This is a genomic window from Stenotrophomonas sp. YJH_SMC_29, assembly GCF_059371235.1.
The window spans coordinates 153,954-173,328 of the sequence record NZ_JCAFUK010000004.1; the positions used below are offsets into that span (position 1 = coordinate 153,954).

Genomic DNA, 19,375 nt, shown 5'->3' on the forward strand with positions numbered 1-19,375 from the left:
CCGGCCAGCGGCCGGCTCTACCGGAAAAGAGAAGGGCCGCTTGCGCGGCCCTTCGTCTGTCTTACTTCAGCTTCGCATCGGCGCGCAGGGCGGCGGCGCGGTCGGTCTTCTCCCAGGAGAAGGCCGTGGCGTTGACGGTCTCGCCTTCGCCGTTGAGGTAGCTGAACTCCTTCGGCTTGCGGCCGAAGTGGCCATAGGCCGCGGTCTGCTGGTACATCGGGTGGATCAGGTCCAGCATCTTGATGATGCCGTACGGGCGCAGGTCGAAGTGCTTGCGGATCAGCTTCTCGATCTTGTCGTCGCTGATCTTGCCGGTGCCGAAGGTGGTCACCGAGATCGAGGTCGGCTCGGCCACGCCGATGGCGTAGGAGACCTGCACTTCGCAACGGTCGGCCAGGCCGGCGGCGACCACGTTCTTGGCGACGTAGCGGGCCGCGTAGGCCGCCGAACGGTCGACCTTGGACGGGTCCTTGCCGGAGAACGCGCCACCACCGTGACGGGCCCAGCCGCCGTAGGTGTCGACGATGATCTTGCGGCCGGTCAGGCCGCAGTCGCCCACCGGGCCGCCGATCTCGAACTTGCCGGTCGGGTTGATGTGGAACTTGGTGCCCTTGTGCAGCCACTTGGCCGGCAGCACCGGCTTGATGATCTCTTCGCGGACGGCCTCGATGAGGTCCTTCTGCTTGATGCCCGGGGCGTGCTGGGTCGACAGGACCACGGCGTCGATGGCCGAGACCACGCCGTTCTCATAGCGCAGGGTGACCTGGCTCTTGGCGTCCGGGCGCAGCCAGGACAGCGGCGAGTTCTTCTTCTTGCGGATCTTGGCCTGCTGCTCGACCAGGCGGTGCGACAGGTGGATCGCGGCCGGCATGTAGCTGTCGGTCTCGTTGGTGGCATAGCCGAACATCAGGCCCTGGTCGCCCGCGCCCATTTCTTCCGGCTTCTTGCGGTCCACGCCCTGGGCGATGTGCGGCGACTGCTTGCCGATCAGGTTCAGCACGCCGCAGGTGGCGCCGTCGAAGCCGACGTCGGAGCTGTCATAGCCGATGTCCGTGATGACCTTGCGGGTCAGCGCTTCCAGGTCGATCCAGGCGCTGGTGGTGATTTCACCGGCCACGATGGCAACGCCGGTCTTGACCATGGTCTCGCAGGCCACGCGGGCGCGCTGGTCCTGGGTCAGGATCGCGTCCAGCACCGCATCGGAGATCTGGTCGGCAACCTTGTCCGGATGGCCTTCGGAGACCGACTCGGAGGTGAAGAGATAGCTGGACATCAGGCGTAATATCCCTTGATTCGGATGGAAAGATGGGCGCGCATGATACACGGGGTGCGCCGCCTGTGCATTGTGAACCTGTACCGGTTGCCGGTGGTTAAGCCCGTGTCGGCCTGCAGGGCCTGTCCCAGCGGGATTGGGCCCCGGGCGCGGGGCCCAGTGTTCCACCAGCGTGACAGCGGGGCGGGGGCTGCCGGGGCCGGCCGCGCAGTTCGCGGGTCCGTCGGCAGGGTGGGGCGGGCGTCATCGTTCTGCCCCGAAACCGCCATCTGGCTGCCGCCTGGCGGGCGCAGGCTGTCGGCCAATCCGGCCGCCGGGCATCCGTGGATCCGCCATGCAGGAACTCGAACAGCGCCTCCAGCAACGTTTCCCCGACTGGTTCCACGGCCGTCGCGGCCAACTGGCGCGGCCGTTGCTGCGCAGCGTCGGCCGCTGGTCGCGGCTGGACCAGATCGAAGCCTTCCTGCAGCGCAGTGCGGGATTGCGCGGCTTCGGCTTCGTCGCCGCCGGCCTGGAATTCATCGGTGGCCAGTACCAGGTGGATCCGGCCGCGCTGGCCAGGATTCCGGCCACCGGCCGCCTGCTGATCGTCGCCAATCACCCTTCCGGAGCCCTGGATGCGCTGGCGCTGCTGGACGCGGTCGGCCGTATACGCCGCGACGTGCGGATCGTGGCCAATGACCTGCTGGGGGCGATCGCACCGCTGCAGGATCTGCTGCTGCCGGTGCGCATCCTCGGCGGCAAGGCGCAGCGCGGCAGCCTGCATGCGGTGGAGCAGGCGTTGGCCGCCGAGCAGTGCGTGATCGTGTTCCCGGCCGGCGAGGTCTCGCGCCTGTCGCTGCGCGGCATCCGCGATGGCCGCTGGCAGCGCGGGTTCGTCCGCTTTGCCCGCGCCGCCGGGGCACCGGTGCTGCCGGTACGGGTGGAGGCACGCAACTCGGCGCTGTTCTACGGCGCCTCGACCCTGTTCAAGCCGGCCGGTACCGCGCTGCTGGCACGTGAGATGTTCACCCGTCGTGGCCGCCCGCTGCGGCTGAGCATCGGCGAGCCGATGCAGCTGGGCAAGGGCGGTGACCCGGGCGCGCAGCTGCTGGCCGTGCGCCGTGCGCTGTACGCGCTGGGCCGCAACGGCGCGGCCGACCCTGCCGCTGCGTTCACCGGTCCCGAGCCGTTGGCGGCGCCGGTGCCGCCTTCGCGGGTCGCCGCCGGCATTGCCGCAGCGACCCAGCTGGGCCAGACCGCCGATGGCAAGCAGATCCTGCTGGCCACCTGCACCGCCGGTTCCCCGCTGCTGCTGGAGCTGGGCCGCCTGCGCGAGCTGACCTTCCGCCAGGTCGGCGAGGGCACCGGGCGCAGCCGCGACCTGGACGACTACGACCCACGGTATGAGCACATCGTGATCTGGGACGCGGCCGCGCAGCGCATCGCCGGTGCCTACCGGATCATGCGCGGTGCGCAGGCCCTGGCCCGGCACGGCCTGTCCGGGCTCTACAGCGCGTCCCTGTTCCGCTATTCCGACGATGCGATCACCCACATCGCCGAGGGCCTGGAACTGGGCCGCAGCTTCGTGGTGCCCGACTACTGGGGCAGCCGCAGCCTGGATTACCTGTGGCAGGGCATCGGCGCCTACCTGCAGTGCCGGCCCGGCATCCGCTACCTGTTCGGCGCCGTGTCGATCAGCGCGGCGCTGCCGCGCGAGGCACGCGAGCAGCTGGTGGCGTACTACCAGCGCTACTACAGCGGTAGCGCCGGGCTGGCCGAATCGAACCGCCCCTTCAAGTACTTCGCTGCGCCGCCAAGTTTCGGCGAGCTGGATGCAGGCGCAGCCTTCGATGTGCTCAAGGCCAACCTGGCCGCGCTCGGCACCGGCGTGCCGACGCTGTACCGGCAGTACACCGATCTGTGCGAACCCGGCGGCGCACGTTTCCTTGCGTTCGGCGTCGACCCGGACTTCAGCGATTCGATCGACGGCCTGATCGAAGTGGACCTGTGCGCGATCCGGCCAAACAAGCGCAAACGCTATCTGCGCGACGCGGGGACGCCGGCATGAGCACGCTGGCGAACCTGTCGCCGCACCGGCGCGCAGTGTTCGTCTCCGACGTGCATCTGGGTTCACGTCATTGCCATGCCACCGAGCTGGCACGGTTCCTGTCGCAGCTGCGCTGCGAACGGCTGTACCTGGTCGGCGACATCATCGACCTGTGGTGGATGGCGCATCGCCGCGCCAACTGGCGGCAGTCGCACAGCGACGTCATCCAGGCACTGCATGCGCTGCGCCGTGCCGGAACCGAGATCATCTACATTCCCGGCAACCACGACGCATCGCTGCGCCACGTCTGCGGGGTGATGCTGCCGGCCATGCAAGTGCGCCGCCGTGCCATCCACGTGACCGCCGATGGCCGCCGGTTGCTGGTCGCGCACGGCGACGAGTACGACGGCGTGACCCACTTCGGCGGCCTGCAGGAAAAGTTCGGCGACTGGCTGTACTACCGCATCCTGACCGGCAACCAGGCCTTGAATGCAGTGCGGCGGCGGCTGGGCATGCGCTACTGGTCGCTGTCGGAGTTCCTGAAGAAGCGCAGCGGGGCCGCTGAACGCTACATCGAGCGCTTCGTGCAGGCCGGGCTGGACGACGTGCGCCGGCGTGGCCTGGACGGCATCGTCTGTGGCCACATCCATCGTGCCGCACTGCTCGAACGCGATGGCCTGGTCTATGCCAACGATGGTGACTGGGTGGAGAGCCTGACCGCACTGGCCGAAGACCATGATGGCGCGCTGTGCCTGCTGGACCACAACGGCCAGACCCTGGCGGAACTGCCAGGCGCGCGCTTGTCGCAGGCAGCATGACCCGTTTCCGTAGCGTCGACTGTCGCGCGTAGCGCGTGGTTTCCGCAACCTGATGGAAGAGAAGTCGACTGGCAGTCGACTCTACAGAAGCGGTGACCGGGAGTGAGACGGCGCGCCCGCAAGCGGCTAGCATCAGGCCATGGATTCATTGACCCAGATCGTGCTCGGCGGCGCCGTCGCTGCTGCCATCGCTCCGCCCGGCCATCGCCGCGCGGCCCTGCTGGCCGGTGCCGCGCTTGGCACCCTGCCGGACCTCGACGCCCTGTGGCTCGGCTTCACCGCCGCCGACCCGGTGGTGAACATGATCGAGCACCGCAGCTTCAGCCATTCGCTGCTGGTGCTGCCCTGGGTGGCGGCGCTGGTCTGGTGGCTGTTCAAGCGCTTCGGCAACGGTCGGGTCGCACAGTCACCCGTGCGCTGGTTCTGGGCGATCCAGCTGGCGCTGATCACCCATCCCGTGCTCGATGCGTTCACCGTGTATGGCACGCAGCTGTGGTGGCCGTTGCGGCCACACCCGACCATGGGTTCCAGCGTCTTCATCATCGACCCGGGTTACACGGTGTGGCTGCTGCTGGGCTGCGTGCTGGCCTGGTTTGGCCGCGCCCGGCCGTGGGTGGGCAAGGTGCTGGGCGTGGCGCTGCTGATCAGCAGTGGCTACCTGGGCTGGGGCCTGATCGCCAAGGCGCAGGTCGACCGTGCCGCGCAGCAGAGCCTGGCCGCGATGGGCCTGGGCGATGCACCGCGCTTCTCGGTGCCGATGCCGTTCAACACCCTGCTGTGGCGGGTGGTGGCGATGACGCCCAACGGCTACGTGGTGGGTGATCGCTCGCTGGTGGCCGACCACGGACCGATGCGGTTCGAAGGCCATGCGTCCAACGTGCAGGCCTTGCGCGAAGCGGGAGACATCCCGGCGGTGCAGCAGCTGCAGTGGTTCAACCGTGGCTTCATGCGTGCACGGGTGGTGGACGGCCGGCTGGTGCTGAGTGACCTGCGCATGGGCCTGGAGCCGGACTACACCTTCAACTTCGTCGTGGCCGAGCAGGCCGACGGGCAGTGGCGGGCGATCGTTCCCGAGCAGGTACGGGTGGATTACCGCAGTCCGGCCGCGCGCGCCGACGCCGGTCGCCGGCTGGCCGCGATGTGGCAGCGGATCTGGCATGCGCCCGTAGCCGGTGCCGTTGAGTAGATCCACGCCATGCGTGGATGAAGGGACATCGACGGTGGCAGCCACGCATGGCATGGCTCTACTGCGTCGATCAGCGCCCGCAGCCGGTGCCGTTGAGTAGATCCACGCCATGCGTGGATGAAGGGACATCGGCGGTGGCAGCCACGCATGGCGTGGCTCTACTGTGTCGATCAGCGCCCGCAGCCGGTGCCGTTGAGTAGATCCACGCCATGCGAGGATGCGGGAGCATTAGTGCCGCGTCGGCTCAATACACCGTGGCGCGGCCCTGCACGAACGAATAGAAGAACACCGCATTGGGGTCGTTCTGCACCAGGCGGAACTCGCGGCGCATGCCTTCCACGGTTTCCTCGTCCACCGAGCCGGCCTGCAGCAGCTGGTCGGCCGCCGACAGCAGCAGTTGTTCCCAGAACGCGATCATCGTCTTGCGACGCGCCGGTTCGCGGTTGTCCAGGTGGATGGTCTTGATCTCGGTGTGCACGTCGCGGAAGCCGCCGGCCAGCAGCAGGTTGCCCAGCTTGGCACCGACGAACGGGTCGCCGCCGTGGTCGTACTGGAAGTCGTTGAAGGCCATCCAGTAGCGCCAGATGTGCGGCGAGTACGGGTCGAGCAGGAACGAGGCATTCATCACCTCGGTGATGTAGACCGGCGAACCCGGTGCCAGCACGCGGCGCACTTCGCTCAGCACCCGCGCTGGTGAAGGCACGTGTTCCAGCACCCAGCACAGGAACGCCGCGTCGAAGCTGCGTGCCTCGAACGGCAGCTCGCCGGCGTCGGCCTGCTGCAGGGTGTAGCGGTCGCTGCACCACGGCGTGCGCGCCAGGTTCTCGCGCGCGGTGGCCAGCTGCGTTTCGCTCAGGTCCACGCCGGTCACGTGCAGCTCGGGGAAGCGGCGCAGCAGGATCTCGGTCTGTGCACCGACGCCACTGCCGACTTCCAGCAGGCGCCGCGCGCCGCTGTAGTCGATCTGGCCGAAGATGCTCGATTCCAGCAGCCGGGCCTGGGTCATCAGGCGCTGCTGTTCGGTGCCGGAAAAGCCGTGCAGGTAAGTCGGGGAGGAAATCGGCGGGGTCATGGGGCGGGCTCTTGTAGCGTCGAGCATGCTCGACGGCTCTGGAAATTCAGTCGGGCAAGCTCGACTCGACGGCGTGGCAGTACGCTCAGGCAGCAGATGACAACGCCGGTTCCCCGGCGATCAGGCGGTCGAAGTATTCGGTGGTCAGCGCGATCTGGCTCTGCGGGTCTTCGGCGCGGTTGACCACTGCGCGGAAGGCGGCATTCTCCGGCCGGTCCTTGGCATACCAGCCCAGGTGCTTGCGTGCGATGCGCACGCCCTGCGGCTCGCCGTAGAACGCGTGCAGGGCATGCAGGTGGCCGAGCAGGATGTCGCGCACTTCCGCCAACGACGGCGGTGGCAGTTCCTCGCCGGTGGCCAGGTAGTGCGCGACTTCGCGGAAGATCCATGGCCGGCCCTGCGCGGAGCGGCCGATCATCACTGCATCCACCCCGGTCTGCTGCAGCACGTAGGCCGCCTTCTGCGGCGAATCGATATCGCCGTTGGCGATCACCGGAATGCGCAGTGCGGCCTTGATCTCGCCGATGGTGCCGTACTCGGCCTGGCCGGTGTAATGCTGGTCGCGGGTGCGGCCATGCACGGCCAGCGCGGCGATGCCGCTGTCCTCGGCGATGCGCGCGATCAGCGGGCCATTGCGATGGTCGCAGTCCCAGCCGGTGCGGATCTTCAGCGTGACCGGCACGTCCACCGCATTGACTACGGCGTCGAGGATGCGCGCCACCAGCTGCTCGTCGCGCATCAGCGCCGAACCGGCCCAGGCGTTGCACACCTTCTTGGCCGGGCAGCCCATGTTGATGTCGATGATCTGCGCGCCATGGTCCACGTTGTAGCGCGCGGCGTCGGCCAGCTGCTGCGGCTCGGTGCCGGCGATCTGCACGCTGATCGGCGCCGGCTCGCCGTCATGGTCCATGCGGTGGATCGACTTGCGCGTGGTCCAGAAGCGCGGGTCGCTGATGGTCATTTCCGAGGCGGCCAGCCCCGCGCCCAGCCGTTTGCACAGCAGGCGGAAGGGCTTGTCGGTGACGCCGGCCATGGGCGCCAGCACGACGTTGGGGGCGATGGTGTACGGGCCGATCTGCATGCGCCCATTGTAGGGCGCAAGCGGCGGCCCGACCGTGCCGGGCGCGGTCCGGTTCAGGCCGATCGGCACCGACCTCATGCCGTACCGGCATCAGCAGATGCTTGACGGTTGCTTCCGTCGCCCCAAGGGCCGCGCGATGGTGGGCGGCTAACCCAGGCGCTGCCAGGCCTGGTGGGCGCCCAGGGTGAAGGCCAGGCCCAGGACCAGGCAGGCCAGCGAGCTGACCACCCAGAAGCGCACGCCGTTGTAGCCGGGGCGGAACAGTGCCAGGCCGAAGCCCATCGTGGCGCGCAGCAGCAGCAAGGCACCGATGGCGGGCAGAACCCAGCGGCTGGCCGGCAGCGGCGAATGCCAGCCCGCGGCGGCCAGTGCGTACAGCGTCCAGGCCACCAGCATGGCCGTAATGCCGGCGGTCATCAGCGGCGGCCACCAGTGCCCGGCGTGTGCCAGCCGGACCACGCGCGGGCCGGCGCCGAAGTACCTGTACCACGCGGCGCCGAAGGCGATGCAGCCGATGTGCAGCAGGGCCGCGATGGCACTGCCGGCGGCCGCGACCAGCAACCAGGGGAATCCGTCCATGTCCTGCCCGTGCAAGGAAGCTGCGCCGATGGTGGGCGCAGGCCAGGGGACCGGCAATGCGACCGGCGGTCGCAGGAGCGGGGGATGGGCAAAAGAAAGGCCCGGGTGCCTGCGCCCCCGGGCCGTCTCATCCACGCGTGGGGTGGATCTACTTGGCTTCGGAATCGGCCGGGGTGAAGCGCGGCATCGCTGCAGCGGCGCCTTCCTTCTCGGTCGAACGACCGGCGAACTGGTTGGCGAAGCGTACGTGGCGGGCGAACGGTGCATCGGCCACCTGTGCCAGCGACGCAGCCAGCGCACCGTTGAAGGCATCACCGGCACCGGTGGTGTCGATGGCCTGCACCTGTTCGGCACCGACGCGGTAGTACGGCTGGGTGTCGCCGCGCAGGTTCTCGTCGGCGTGCGAGACGAACACGCCCACCGAACCCAGCGTCACCACCACGGTACCGTTGCCGACCAGCTTGCGGCACAGCGCGTGCAGGCTGGCGCCATCCAGCGCGGCGACGTCGTTGGCATCCACGCGCTCACCGACATGGCGGCCGAGCAGGGCGGCGAACTCGGTCTCGTTCGGGGTGATCACATCGGCCAGCTTGAGCAGGCCGATGGTCGAGGGCGCATCGGCCGGCGCGGTGTTGAGCACGGTGGTGACACCGGCCTCGCGGGCCGTGGCCAGCGCCGCTTCGATGGTCTGCACCGGCGATTCCAGCTGCACCAGCACCACCTTGGCACCGGTCAGCAGGGCCTGCTGCTGTTGCAGGAAATCGGTGCCCAGCGCGGCGTTGGCGCCCGGTCCGATCACGATCGTGTTGCGGCCACGCGCATCCACGTAGATGCCGGCGGTGCCGGTCGGCTCGCTGCTGGCCTCGGCGATCAGCGCGAAGCCATCCTGCGCAGCCAGTTCACGCGCAGTGGCGCCACCGGCGTCATCGCCCAAGGCGCACACGAAGTGCGTCTGGGCACCGGCGCGGCAGGCCGCCACGGCCTGGTTGAAGCCCTTGCCCCCGGGGCCGGTGCTGTAGCGGCCGGCAATGGTCGCACCCGGTGCCGGCAGCGACTCGCACCGCCACACGTGATCGACATTGAAGGAACCGACGACAACGACACTGCTGCTCATAGGAAATCTTTTCTCAACCAGGGGTTCAACTGAAGTGCGTGAGCACGCCGGCGATGGTCGCCGTCATGAAGGTGGCAATGGTACCGCCCAGCACCGCGCGCAGGCCGAACTTGGCCAGGTCGTGGCGACGTTCCGGGGCCAGGCCGCCGATGCCGCCGATCTGGATCGCGATCGAGCTGAAGTTGGCAAAGCCGCACAGTGCATAGGTGGCAATCAGGCGACCTTCGGCGGACAGGCTCACGCCGGGGATCTGGCCGTTCACGATCTGCGACAGCTCGGTGTAGGCGACGAACTCGTTGATCACGACCTTCTGGCCGATCAGCGAGCCGACGGTGGTGGCGTCGGCCCACGGCGTGCCGATCACCCAGGCGATCGGCGCCAGCACGTAGCCGAAGATGGTCGACAGGTTGGTCGGCTTGCCGATGGCAGCGGCCAGGCCGGTCACTTCGCCGAACCAGGTCAGCGGGGCGTTCAGCAGCGCGATCAGGGCGATGAAGGCCAGCAGCATCGCGCCGATGTTCAGCGCCAGCTTCAGGCCGTCGCCGGCACCGGCAGCGGCCGCATCGATGATGTTGCTGGAGGTCTTTTCGACTTCCATCTTCACCGTGCCGCGGGTCAGCGGGGTGCCGGTTTCCGGGATCAGCAGCTTGGCCACGACCAGGGTGGCCGGTGCGGCCATGATGCTCGCTGCCAGCAGGTGCTTGGCGTAGAAGGCCTGCTGCGCCGGGTCGCCACCGCCGAGCATGCCCACGTAGGCCGCCAGCACGCCGCCGGCGATGTGCGCCATGCCGCCGATCATCATGGTCAGCAGCTCGGACTGGGTCATCCTGGCGATGTACGGGCGCACGGTCAGCGGCGCCTCGGTCTGGCCGATGAAGACGCTGGCGCAGACGCTGGTGGTTTCCGCGCCGGACACGCGCATCACCTTGGTGATAGACCAGGCCATCACGCGCACGATCGCCTGCATGACGTTGAGGTGGTACATCACCCCCATCAGCGCCGAGAAGAAGATGATGGTCGGCAGCACCTGGAAGGCGAAGATGAAGCCGTAGTTCTTGGTGTCCATCAACGAGCCGAAGATGAAGCCCGAGCCCTCGTTGACGAAGCTGAGGATCTTGACGAAGCCCTTGCCCAGCGCATCGAACACGTCGCGCCCGCCCGGCACCAGGATCACCAGGGCCGCAAAGGCGATCTGCAGGGTGATACCGGTGGCAACCAGCTTCCAGTCAACTGCACGCTTGTTGTTGGAAAACAACCAGGTGATGCCGATCAGCACCGCCAACCCGAACAGGCCGAAGCCGATCCTGCCCAAACCTTCGACCATGTGAGTGACTCCCCTGGGGCGTCGCGAAAAACGGGAAGCCTAGTGCAGGGCAGGGGCCGGGGCAAGAAAAAGCAGCGTGCGCGCACCCAACGGTACCGATCGGGCCAGCAACGGCAAGGGCTTGCGGCCGGCGACGGCAGGTAGAATGGGGTTCGATCCCGGCCCGGATGCGGGCCCGCAGCAGGAGATTCGCATGCAATACCGTCGCCTGGGCTCTACCGGCCTGCCGATTTCCGCCCTGTCCTTCGGCGCCTGGGTGACCTTCGGTGACCAGATCCCGCGCGACGAGGCCCGCAACCTGGTGGCGGCCGCCTGGGACCACGGCGTCAACTTCTTCGACAACGCCGAGGGCTATGCCAACGGCCGCGCCGAACAGGTGATGGGCGATGTGATCGCCGACCTGCGCCTGCCGCGCGACGGCATCTGCGTCTCCAGCAAGGTGTTCTTCGGCAGCGCCAAGGACCCACGGCCGACCCAGCGCGGCCTGTCGCGCAAGCATGTGACCGATGCCTGCCACGCCGCGCTCAAGCGCCTGCGGGTGGAGTACCTGGACCTCTACTACTGCCACCGGCCGGATCCGGACGCGCCGATCGCCGAGACCGTGCACGCCATGGACACCTTGGTGCGGCAGGGCAAGATCCTCTACTGGGGCACCTCGGAGTGGTCGGCGGCGCAGATCCAGCAGGCGCTGGACATCGCCGAAGCGCACAACCTGCAGGGCCCGTCGATGGAACAGCCGCAGTACAACCTGCTGCACCGCGAGCGGGTCGAGGTCGAGTACGCGCCGCTGTATGCCGGTGCCGGACTGGGCACCACCATCTTCTCGCCGCTGGCCTCGGGCCTGCTGACCGGCAAGTACGACCAGGGCATCCCGGCCGATGCGCGGCTGGGCCGCGAGGGCATGGAATGGCTGCAGGCGCTGGTGCTGGGTGACGACACCGAGGCCCGCCTGGCCCAGGTGCGCCGCTTCAGTGCGGTCGCGCGCGCACTGGGGCAGGCGCCGGCCACGCTGGCCATCGCCTGGTGCCTGCGCAACCCGAACGTCTCCAGCGTGATCCTCGGCGCCAGCCGGGTCAGCCAGCTGCTGCAGAACCTGCAGGCACTGGACGTGCTGGAGCAGGTCGACGCGGCCGGCTGGGCCGACGTCGAAGCCGCCTTCGCCTGAACCCCGGGGCCGACCGGGCCTGGGGCTCGGTCGGGCCGGCTCGGCCGAGGGAACGGGAACGGTAGAGTCGACTGTCAGTCGACTGCTTCGAATGACCGACGGCTTCGAGCAACCGCAGTCGACTAACAGTCGACTCTACACGGCTGCGTCGCCCTTTGATTGATACGATCTATCGAATTTCAGAATTCGATCATTAATCTCATCAATCAAATTGAGAATGGTTGTTGATTGTCAACTGAGAATCATTATCATTTAAATCGTCCCTCGCACGAGTCCAGATGCTCATGAATGCTCAACCTGTACTGCTGCGCCCCGAAACGCTGACCCTCCGCGATCGCCCGGTCCGTGTCGTTCCGCCGGAAGAGGTCATCGACAGCGAAGCCCTGCTCAAGGGTCGTCGTGAAATCCTGATCCAGCACGGCGACCGCTTCTATCGCCTGCGGCACACCAGCAACGACAAGCTGATCCTGACCAAGTAATCGCGGCCTGGTCGCCCGCCCGCCCGCCCTCCCTCCTGCCGGCCGCGCCGGCAGGGTGGGCGACCCGTCCGCTCCCGCTCTCTCCCCCCCGGTCTACCGCGTGCACCTTCCGGGTGTGCCGGTAACCGGGGGTTCCCCTGCCTGACCGAACGAACCCGATGACCCGCCCTACCGCCCTTTGCGTTGCCGTCTGGATGGCCCTGCCGCTGTCCGCCCATGCTGCTGACGCGGCCACCGCCGCGCCCGATGCGCGCGAATTCGACCGCGTGCAGGTCACCGCCACCCGCACCGAGCGGGCGGTCAGTGACGTGGCGGCCACCGTCGATGTCATCGACCGCGAGCAGATGGACCGGCACCTGGTGCAGGACATCAAGGACCTGCTGCGCTACGAGCCGGGCCTGTCGGTCAGCCGCAGTGCCGCGCGCTTCGGCCTTGGCAGCATCCGCATCCGCGGCCTGGACGGCAACCGCGTGCGCGTGCAGACCGACGGCATCGCCATGCCCACCAGCTTCGCGATCGGTTCGTTCTCCAACGCCAACCGCAACTTCACCGATCTGGACACGCTCAAGCGCGTGGAGATCGTGCGCGGTCCGGCCAGCTCGCTGTACGGCTCCGATGCGCTCGGGGGCGTGGTCGCCTTCGTCACCAAGGATCCGGCCGATTACCTGAAGGATGGCAAGGACAGCTACGTCGGCCTGAAGTTTGGCTACGACGGCGAGTGGAAGGGCCTGCTCGGCGGCGTGACCGGCGCGTTTGGTGGCGAGCACTGGAGCGGCATGGTCAACCTCAACCATCGCCAGGGCCAGGAAACCGGCAACAAGGGCGATGTGCGCAGCCTCGACAACACCCGCACCGCGCCCAACCCGCAGGACCGCGACGGTCGCAGTGGCCTGGCCAAGCTGGTCTATGCGCCCAGTGAAGACCAGCGTTTCCGCCTGACCGTGGAGGGCAACGAAGACACCACCGATACCCACGTGCTGTCCTCGATCGACCGCACCACCACCACCGGCATGAAGGCACGCGACACCCAGAACCGCACCCGCGTGTCGTTCGCCCATGAAATGGATGCGCTGGACAAGGGCTTCGCCGACAGCCTGCACTGGCAGCTGTATACCCAGCACAGCGAGACCACCCAGGTCACCGACGAAGACCGTGCCAACCGCAGCCGTCGCCACCGCGCGTTCAATTTCGACCAGCGTGTCTACGGCCTGCAGGCACAGTTCAACAAGGCGTTCAGCACCGGCAGTGTCGAACACGCGCTGACCTACGGCTTCGAGGGCGCGCGTACCGAGATCCGCCAGAAGCGCGACGGCTACCAGGTGCTGGCCAATGGCCAGACCAGCACCACCATCCTGCCCGACGCCTTCCCGGTACGCGATTTCCCGATCAGCAAGACCACCGAGCTGGGCCTGTACGCGCAGGATGAAATGCGCATGGCCGGCGGCAAGCTGTCGCTGGTGCCGGGCGTGCGCGTGGACCGCTACGAACTGAAGCCGGAAGTGGACAGCATCTTCGCCGAGGACAATCCCGGCGTTGCGGTGGCCAGGCTGACCAAGACCAGCGTCTCGCCGAAGCTGGGCATGGTCTACCGCTTCACCGACGAATGGTCGCTGTTCGCCGGCTATTCGCGTGGCTTCCGCTCGCCGCCGTACAACGACGTCAACCTCGGTTTCACCAACTTCGCCTTCGGCTACACCGCCATTCCCAATCCGGACCTGAAGCCGGAAACCAGCGATGGCCTGGAGCTGGGCCTGCGCTTCCTGTCGCCGGCGGCCTACGTCAGCGTCAGCGGCTACTACAACGAGTACAAGGACTTCATCGAGTCGCAGTCGCTGGTCGGTACCAACGCGCAGGGCCTGATGGTGTTCCAGTCGCGCAACATCGCCGATGCGCGCATCTACGGTGCTGAACTGAAGGCCGGCGTCGACTTCGGCCAGATCAGCCCGGGCCTGCAGGGCTGGGCACTGCGCAGTGCGGTGGCCTGGTCGCGCGGCGACAACAAGACCGAAGACACGCCGCTGGATTCGGTCGACCCGCTGCGCGGTACCGTCGGCCTGATGTACGACACCGATACCTGGGGCGTCGAACTGGCCGGTACCTTCGTCAAGCGCAAGGACCGCGTCACCGCAGCGACGGTGTACCGCCCGGCCGGCTACGGCGTGGCCGACCTGATGGCGCACTGGAACTTCGCGCCGGGCGCCACTTTCAACGTCGGTGTGTTCAACCTGGGCGACAAGCGCTACATCGACTGGTCCAACGTGGGCTCGACACTGTCGCCGACCAGCCGCGTGCTGGATCGCTACACCAGCCCGGGCCGCACCTTCTCCGCCAGCCTTGCCGTTTCCTGGTGACCCCATGAGCCGAGCACTGTCCGCACGCAGGAATGACACCATCGCCGCGCTGCACAGCGCGGCCTGGCCGACCCCGGCACAGCTGGCCACGCTCGGCACCGTGCTGTGCCTGTACCACGCCGATGGCAACGAACTGGGGGGCTGGCGGCAGGCCGTACGCGTGCACGCCTGCCAAGGCGTGGACAGCGAAGGCCTGCGCGAAAGCCTGTGCTTCCTCGATGGCCGCGGCCGCTGCGTGTGGCGCCTGTACCTGCTGCCCGACAGCGATTTCCTGGCCTGGGACCGGCTGGTCGCGGCGCTGCCGCCGGGCCCGGCGCACGACAGCGAGGGCAGTGTCGGCGAGCGCCTGTGGCGGCGCCTGGCCGGCCATCTCGGTGGCCAGCGCTGGCGGCTGTGCGCGCTGCGCCTGCATGCCGCCGACGACGGCCGCACGCTGGCGGCCAGCCTGTCGACGCTGTCGTCGCTGGGCGCGACCGCCGCGCGACGTATTGCCCGCCTGGAAGGCGCCGAAGGCGAGCTGGTCGTCGACGATTGCTGCTGCGCCGATGCCGCACGTCGACCTGCGGCGCGCCTGCCCGGCGAGCCGCCACTGATCCGCCTGTGATCGGCGGCGGGCCGAATGTCCGTTGGCCACCGATGGCCTCTCATTACATCTGCAACCCCGAAGGAAGACCCCGATGAAGCTCCAGACAGCCAGCGTCCTGCTACTGCTCGCCACCGGCGGCGTGGCCAGCGCGCAGCCCTCCGATGTCGCCCGCGACCACGACAGCATCCTTGCCCTGCAGGGCGAGTACACCGTCGATTTCGCATTCGACGAGACCGTGCTGCTGAAGCCCGGCTACGAGCGCGCCCCGGCGATGCGCAGCGGCGGCAACGAGCTGGTGATCGTGGTCGAGGACACGCCGAAGCGCATCGTGCTGCAGCACCTGCTGCTGGACGAGAAGAGCGGCCACATCACCAAGCACTGGCGCCAGGACTGGGTCTACGAAGCGCCGAACCGTTTCGAGTTCAGCGCCGACCAGACCTGGCAGGTGCGCCGCATTCCCGCAGCGGTGAACCAGGGCGCCTGGACCCAGTGCGTGTACGAAGTGAGCGATGCACCGCGCTACTGCGGCACCGGCAAATGGACCTATACCAACAACGTGCCGAGCTGGACCAGCGACCTGAGCTGGCGCCCGTTGCCGCGCCGCGAGTACACCAAGCGCAGCGACTACAACGCGCTGGCCGTGGTCAACCGCCACACGCTCACGCCCAATGGCTGGACCCACGAGCAGTTCAACACCAAGGTGCAGCGCAACGCCGACGGCAGCCAGGTGGAGATCGCCCGCGAGTTCGGCTTCAACGACTACGTGAAGACCACCGAGGTCGACTTCACCCCGGCGCGTGACTACTGGAAGGCCACTGCCGGTTATTGGGCCAAGGTGCGCCAGCGTTGGGACGGTTTCCTCGGCCAGGCCCCGGGCGTGCACCTGAAGACCAAGATCGATGGCATGGCGATGATCATTCCGCTGTTCACCCAAGCCGAAGCGATCCAGTCTGGCAAGAAGGTGAAGGACAAGCAGATCGACGAAGTGTTTGCCAAGTACGTGGAAAAGGCGCCGAACGAAGGCTGATCGCCGCGGTGGAGAGGGGGGCCGGGCGTACCCGGCACCGCATCCACCTGCTTCCGGTGGGTGCCGAGCCTGCTCGGCACGCCGTCCGGAGCCGCCACCGATTCAGGCCTCGCGCAGCGCCAACGCCGGCGGCGTATGCAGGATCGCCCGCGTACCCCACCAGCCCGCCAGCAGGCTCAACCCGATGCCGACCACGCCGCCGATCAGCAGGCCCGGCCACGGCGGCAGCAACGGCAGCTCGAACACCTTCTGCGACACCGCCACACCGATCGCTGCGGCCGCGCCCACCGCCAGCATCGCCGCCAGCGTGCCCAACGCGCCGAACTCCACCAGCACGGCACCGCGCAGCTGGCGCCGGGTCGCACCCAGCGTGCGCAGCACCGCGCTGTCGTAGCGGCGCTCGCCGGCGGTGGCCTGCAGCGCCGCCAGCAGCACCAGCACGCCGGCCAGCAGGCTGAACACCATCACCAGTTGCACCGCCTGCGCCACGCGCTCCATCACGTCGCGCACCTGCGAGATCACCGCGTCCACGTCCAGCAGCGACAGGTTCGGCTGCGCGCGCACCAGCTCGCCCAGCCCGGCCGCGTTGCCGGACGGCAGATGGAAGGCCGACAGCAGGTTGTGCGGCGTATCGCCCACCGCATTGGGGTTCAACAGCACGAAGAAATTCGGCCGGAACGTGTTCCAGTCGGCCTTGCGGATGCTGGTGACGGTGAACTCGCGCTGCTGCTCGCCTACGGAAATCGTAATGCGATCGCCCAGGTGCGCGCCGTAGCGCCGCGCCCAGCCGGTTTCCACCGAGGCTTCCGCCGCGGTGCTGCCGGCCTGCCAGAAGCGGCCTTCCAGCAGCGCATTGGCGGGCGGGAAGGTGCTGCGCCAGCTGAAGTTCAACGGCCGGTTCTCGTCGTCGTCCTCGCGGGGGCCGTTGCTCGTGCCGTTCCCTTCGGCGGCGGCCGGGTCCACGCGCAGCGGCGGCTTGCCGTTGATCGCGATCAGGCGGCCGGTCGCCATCGGCTCGATGCTGGCGTCGCCGGCGCCCAGTCCACGCAATGCGGCCAGCACACTGTCGCGTTGCTCGGGCTGGATGTTGATCAGGAAGTAGTTCGGCGTATCCGCAGGCAGGCGCTCGCGCCACTGCTGCAGCAGGCCGGGGCCGGTCACCGCCAGCAGCAACAGCGCGCACAACGACAGCGACAGCCCGACCAGCTGCATCACTGCCAGCATCCGGCGCCGGGTCAGCGCGGCCAGGCCGAGCCGCCAGTGGCCATGCAGGCGGTGCTGCAGGCCGCGCAGCAGCTGCAGCAGCACGAAGCCGACCGCACCGGCCGCCAGCGCCAGCGCGGCCAGGCCGCCGAGCACCCACAGCGCCAGTTTCAGATCGCCGGTGACCTGCACCGCCAGCAGCAGGCTGGCCGCCAGCGCCGCCACATAGGCCAGCAACGACGCCGGCGGCAGGGCGGCGAAGGAACGGTTGAGCACGCGCATCGGCGGTACCCCGCGCAGGCGCAGCAGTGGCGGCAGGCCGAAGCCGAACAGCAGCAACAGGCCGATGCCGGCGCCGGTCAGTGCCGGCATCGCTTCCGGCAGCGGAAGGCGCTGCGGCACCAGGCTGCCCAGCACCTGCACCAGGCCTTCCTGCGCGGCCATGCCCAGGCCGATGCCGAGCGCGCAGGCCGGCACCGCCAGCATCAGCAGCTGCAGCGCCAGGCCCAGCAGGATGTCGCGCTGGCGCGCGCCCAGGCAGCGCAGGATCGCGACCTGGTCGATGCGGCGCAGCGCGAAGCGGTTGGCCGCCAGCGCGGTGGCCACACCGGCCAGCAGCACCGCCAGCAGCGCGCTCAGGCCGAGGAAGCGCCCGGCCAGATCGAACGCCTGGCGCACGCCGCGCTGGGTGTCGTCCACGCTCAGCAGGCGCAGGCCCTTGATCTGCGGCAGCAGCCACTGGCGCAGGGCGGCAACCTGATCGGCCGGTCCGGCAAACATCAGCCGGTAATTGATGCGGCTGCCGGGGCCGAGGAGGCCGGTGCCCTCCACATCGGCGCGGTTGACCAGCAGGGTGGGCGACAGTGTCAGCAGGTCGCCGCCGGCATCCGGCTCGGCCTCGATGATGCCGGCGATGCGCAGCGTGCCGGCGCCGAATTCGAGGTCATCGCCGGCCTTCAGGCCCAGCCCCTGCAGCAGGCGCGGGTCGGCATAGGCCTGGCCCTTGGGCGGCATGCCGGCACCTGCGATCAGCGCCCCGCCGGGCGTGGCCCGAACCCGCAGCGTGCCGCGCAGCGGATAACCCGCCTGTACCGCTTTGATGCTGGCCATCTGGCTGGCATCGCCGTTGAACAGCACGCTGCCGAAGCTGGCGATGCGGGTATGCGCCAGGCCACGCCGTTGCGCCTCGTCGGCGAATGCCTGCGGCGGATCATCGCGCCCGGCGATGCCGAGGTCGCCGCCGAGCATTTCCGCCGCGCTGCCGGTCAGCGCCAGGTTGACCCGGTTCACCAGCGTGCCCACGGCGGTCATCACCGCCACGCCCAGCACCAGCGCAGCGAACACGGTCAGCAGATCGCCGGCCAGCGCTTCGCGGCGCAGCGCGCGCCACGCGTGACGCAGCAGCTTCATGCCTGCGCCCCGCGCTCGACCGTCAGCAGGCGGCCGTCATCGATGCGGTGGATGTACTGGCAGCGCTGGGCCAGGCGCAGGTCGTGGGTGACCAGGACGAGGGTGGTGCCGCTGCCGGCGTTGAGTTCGAACAGCAGGTCGCTGATGTGCTGGCCGGTGGCATGGTCGAGCGAGCCGGTCGGTTCGTCGGCGAACAGGATGCGCGGGCGGGTGACGAAGGCACGTGCCAGCGCCACGCGCTGCTGCTCGCCACCGGACAGCTGGCGCGGGTAGTGGCGGGCGCGATGGGCCAGGCCGACCTGGGCCAGCACCTGGTCCACCCGTGCGCGGTCCTCGCGTCCGGCCAGTTCCAACGGCAGCGCGACGTTCTCGGCGGCAGTCAGCGCCGGCAGCAGGTGGAAGCTCTGGAACACGAAGCCGACCTCGCGCGCGCGCAGCTGGGCCCGAGCTTCCTCATCCAGGTCGCCCAGGTTCTGGCCCGCCAGCGCGATGTGGCCGCGGCTGGGCAGGTCCAGTCCGGCCAGCAGGCCGAGCAGGGTGGTCTTGCCGGACCCCGAGGCACCGACGATGGCCACACTGGTGCCTTCATGGACGGTCAGGGTGATGTTGTCCAGTATGTGGACTTCACCCTCCGGGCCCTGCACGGACTTGCCGACCTGGTCGACGGCGATGGCGACG

Annotated in this window: 16 protein-coding genes; 8 read left to right on the top strand and 8 right to left on the bottom strand. The window is 68.6% G+C overall.

Annotation, left to right across the window (positions count from 1 at the left end; all coding sequences use genetic code 11):
* Positions 1-61: 61 nt before the first annotated feature.
* Positions 62-1,273: a methionine adenosyltransferase gene (gene metK, locus AC5P9I_RS06620; protein ID WP_005408103.1), complete on the bottom strand. Its 1,212-nt coding sequence runs from the start codon at positions 1,271-1,273 to the stop codon at positions 62-64.
* Positions 1,274-1,607: 334 nt separating this feature from the next.
* Between metK and olsF the strand changes: the two genes are divergently transcribed.
* The 3 genes from olsF (at position 1,608) to AC5P9I_RS06635 (ending at position 5,306) form a co-directional block, all read left to right on the top strand.
* Complete coding sequence (gene olsF, locus AC5P9I_RS06625) at positions 1,608-3,323, top strand: bifunctional ornithine lipid synthase OlsF (RefSeq protein ID WP_130768475.1); 1,716 nt, start codon at positions 1,608-1,610, stop codon at positions 3,321-3,323.
* Complete coding sequence (locus tag AC5P9I_RS06630) at positions 3,320-4,120, top strand: UDP-2,3-diacylglucosamine diphosphatase (RefSeq protein ID WP_130768474.1); 801 nt, start codon at positions 3,320-3,322, stop codon at positions 4,118-4,120. Before olsF ends, AC5P9I_RS06630 begins: the two co-directional genes overlap by 4 nt.
* 139 nt (positions 4,121-4,259) lie before the next feature.
* Positions 4,260-5,306, top strand: a complete 1,047-nt coding sequence (locus AC5P9I_RS06635) for a metal-dependent hydrolase (protein ID WP_130768473.1) — start codon at positions 4,260-4,262, stop codon at positions 5,304-5,306.
* Positions 5,307-5,550: 244 nt separating this feature from the next.
* On the opposite strand, the gene AC5P9I_RS06640 is transcribed toward AC5P9I_RS06635, so the two are convergent.
* From AC5P9I_RS06640 to AC5P9I_RS06660, 5 genes are all read right to left on the bottom strand, one after another.
* On the bottom strand, positions 5,551-6,378 hold the full coding sequence (locus AC5P9I_RS06640) for a class I SAM-dependent methyltransferase (RefSeq protein WP_005408109.1): 828 nt from the start codon (positions 6,376-6,378) through the stop codon (positions 5,551-5,553).
* Between the two features lie 85 nt (positions 6,379-6,463).
* Positions 6,464-7,459, bottom strand: coding sequence for a tRNA dihydrouridine synthase DusB (dusB, locus tag AC5P9I_RS06645; RefSeq protein WP_064239609.1), 996 nt, complete (start codon positions 7,457-7,459; stop codon positions 6,464-6,466).
* Between the two features lie 147 nt (positions 7,460-7,606).
* Positions 7,607-8,038 carry a hypothetical protein gene (locus tag AC5P9I_RS06650; protein ID WP_130768588.1) on the bottom strand — a complete coding sequence of 144 codons (432 nt, stop codon included), beginning with the start codon at positions 8,036-8,038 and terminating at the stop codon, positions 7,607-7,609.
* 148 nt (positions 8,039-8,186) lie between these two features.
* Positions 8,187-9,152, bottom strand: a complete 966-nt coding sequence (locus AC5P9I_RS06655; protein ID WP_049466532.1) for a ribokinase — start codon at positions 9,150-9,152, stop codon at positions 8,187-8,189.
* A gap of 25 nt (positions 9,153-9,177) precedes the next feature.
* Entirely contained in the window at positions 9,178-10,476 is a 1,299-nt protein-coding gene (locus AC5P9I_RS06660; protein ID WP_049466534.1) for a NupC/NupG family nucleoside CNT transporter, read from the bottom strand.
* A gap of 193 nt (positions 10,477-10,669) precedes the next feature.
* On the opposite strand from AC5P9I_RS06660, the gene AC5P9I_RS06665 reads away from it, so the two are divergent.
* The 5 genes from AC5P9I_RS06665 to AC5P9I_RS06685 all read left to right on the top strand — a co-directional run bounded on the left by AC5P9I_RS06665 (position 10,670) and on the right by AC5P9I_RS06685 (position 16,084).
* Positions 10,670-11,641, top strand: coding sequence for an aldo/keto reductase (locus tag AC5P9I_RS06665; protein WP_049466556.1), 972 nt, complete (start codon positions 10,670-10,672; stop codon positions 11,639-11,641).
* A gap of 284 nt (positions 11,642-11,925) precedes the next feature.
* Entirely contained in the window at positions 11,926-12,120 is a 195-nt protein-coding gene (hemP, locus tag AC5P9I_RS06670) for a hemin uptake protein HemP (protein ID WP_005412278.1), read from the top strand.
* A 158-nt stretch (positions 12,121-12,278) separates the two neighbouring features.
* A complete protein-coding gene (locus AC5P9I_RS06675) occupies positions 12,279-14,471 on the top strand; it encodes a TonB-dependent hemoglobin/transferrin/lactoferrin family receptor (protein ID WP_303395605.1) in 2,193 nt (730 codons plus the stop codon).
* Between the two features lie 4 nt (positions 14,472-14,475).
* Positions 14,476-15,075: a ChuX/HutX family heme-like substrate-binding protein gene (locus AC5P9I_RS06680; protein WP_049466538.1), complete on the top strand. Its 600-nt coding sequence runs from the start codon at positions 14,476-14,478 to the stop codon at positions 15,073-15,075.
* A gap of 73 nt (positions 15,076-15,148) precedes the next feature.
* Complete coding sequence (locus tag AC5P9I_RS06685) at positions 15,149-16,084, top strand: DUF6607 family protein (protein ID WP_049466540.1); 936 nt, start codon at positions 15,149-15,151, stop codon at positions 16,082-16,084.
* 102 nt (positions 16,085-16,186) lie between these two features.
* Here AC5P9I_RS06685 and AC5P9I_RS06690 read toward each other — a convergent pair whose 3' ends face one another.
* Complete coding sequence (locus tag AC5P9I_RS06690) at positions 16,187-18,697, bottom strand: ABC transporter permease (protein WP_049466542.1); 2,511 nt, start codon at positions 18,695-18,697, stop codon at positions 16,187-16,189.
* Entirely contained in the window at positions 18,694-19,341 is a 648-nt protein-coding gene (locus AC5P9I_RS06695) for an ABC transporter ATP-binding protein (protein WP_049466544.1), read from the bottom strand. Before AC5P9I_RS06695 ends, AC5P9I_RS06690 begins: the two co-directional genes overlap by 4 nt.
* Between the last annotated feature and the right edge of the window lie 34 nt (positions 19,342-19,375).

Excerpts from the sequence above, each read along its gene's own strand:
- metK (WP_005408103.1), bottom strand. The coding sequence starts at position 1,273 with ATGTCCAGCTATCTCTTCACCTCCGAGTCGGTCTCCGAAGGCCATCCG.
- olsF (WP_130768475.1), top strand. The coding sequence starts at position 1,608 with ATGCAGGAACTCGAACAGCGCCTCCAGCAACGTTTCCCCGACTGGTTC.
- AC5P9I_RS06630 (WP_130768474.1), top strand. The coding sequence starts at position 3,320 with ATGAGCACGCTGGCGAACCTGTCGCCGCACCGGCGCGCAGTGTTCGTC.
- AC5P9I_RS06635 (WP_130768473.1), top strand. The coding sequence starts at position 4,260 with ATGGATTCATTGACCCAGATCGTGCTCGGCGGCGCCGTCGCTGCTGCC.
- AC5P9I_RS06640 (WP_005408109.1), bottom strand. The coding sequence starts at position 6,378 with ATGACCCCGCCGATTTCCTCCCCGACTTACCTGCACGGCTTTTCCGGC.
- dusB (WP_064239609.1), bottom strand. The coding sequence starts at position 7,459 with ATGCAGATCGGCCCGTACACCATCGCCCCCAACGTCGTGCTGGCGCCC.
- AC5P9I_RS06650 (WP_130768588.1), bottom strand. The coding sequence starts at position 8,038 with ATGGACGGATTCCCCTGGTTGCTGGTCGCGGCCGCCGGCAGTGCCATC.
- AC5P9I_RS06655 (WP_049466532.1), bottom strand. The coding sequence starts at position 9,152 with ATGAGCAGCAGTGTCGTTGTCGTCGGTTCCTTCAATGTCGATCACGTG.
- AC5P9I_RS06660 (WP_049466534.1), bottom strand. The coding sequence starts at position 10,476 with ATGGTCGAAGGTTTGGGCAGGATCGGCTTCGGCCTGTTCGGGTTGGCG.
- AC5P9I_RS06665 (WP_049466556.1), top strand. The coding sequence starts at position 10,670 with ATGCAATACCGTCGCCTGGGCTCTACCGGCCTGCCGATTTCCGCCCTG.
- hemP (WP_005412278.1), top strand. The coding sequence starts at position 11,926 with ATGAATGCTCAACCTGTACTGCTGCGCCCCGAAACGCTGACCCTCCGC.
- AC5P9I_RS06675 (WP_303395605.1), top strand. The coding sequence starts at position 12,279 with ATGACCCGCCCTACCGCCCTTTGCGTTGCCGTCTGGATGGCCCTGCCG.
- AC5P9I_RS06680 (WP_049466538.1), top strand. The coding sequence starts at position 14,476 with ATGAGCCGAGCACTGTCCGCACGCAGGAATGACACCATCGCCGCGCTG.
- AC5P9I_RS06685 (WP_049466540.1), top strand. The coding sequence starts at position 15,149 with ATGAAGCTCCAGACAGCCAGCGTCCTGCTACTGCTCGCCACCGGCGGC.
- AC5P9I_RS06690 (WP_049466542.1), bottom strand. The coding sequence starts at position 18,697 with ATGAAGCTGCTGCGTCACGCGTGGCGCGCGCTGCGCCGCGAAGCGCTG.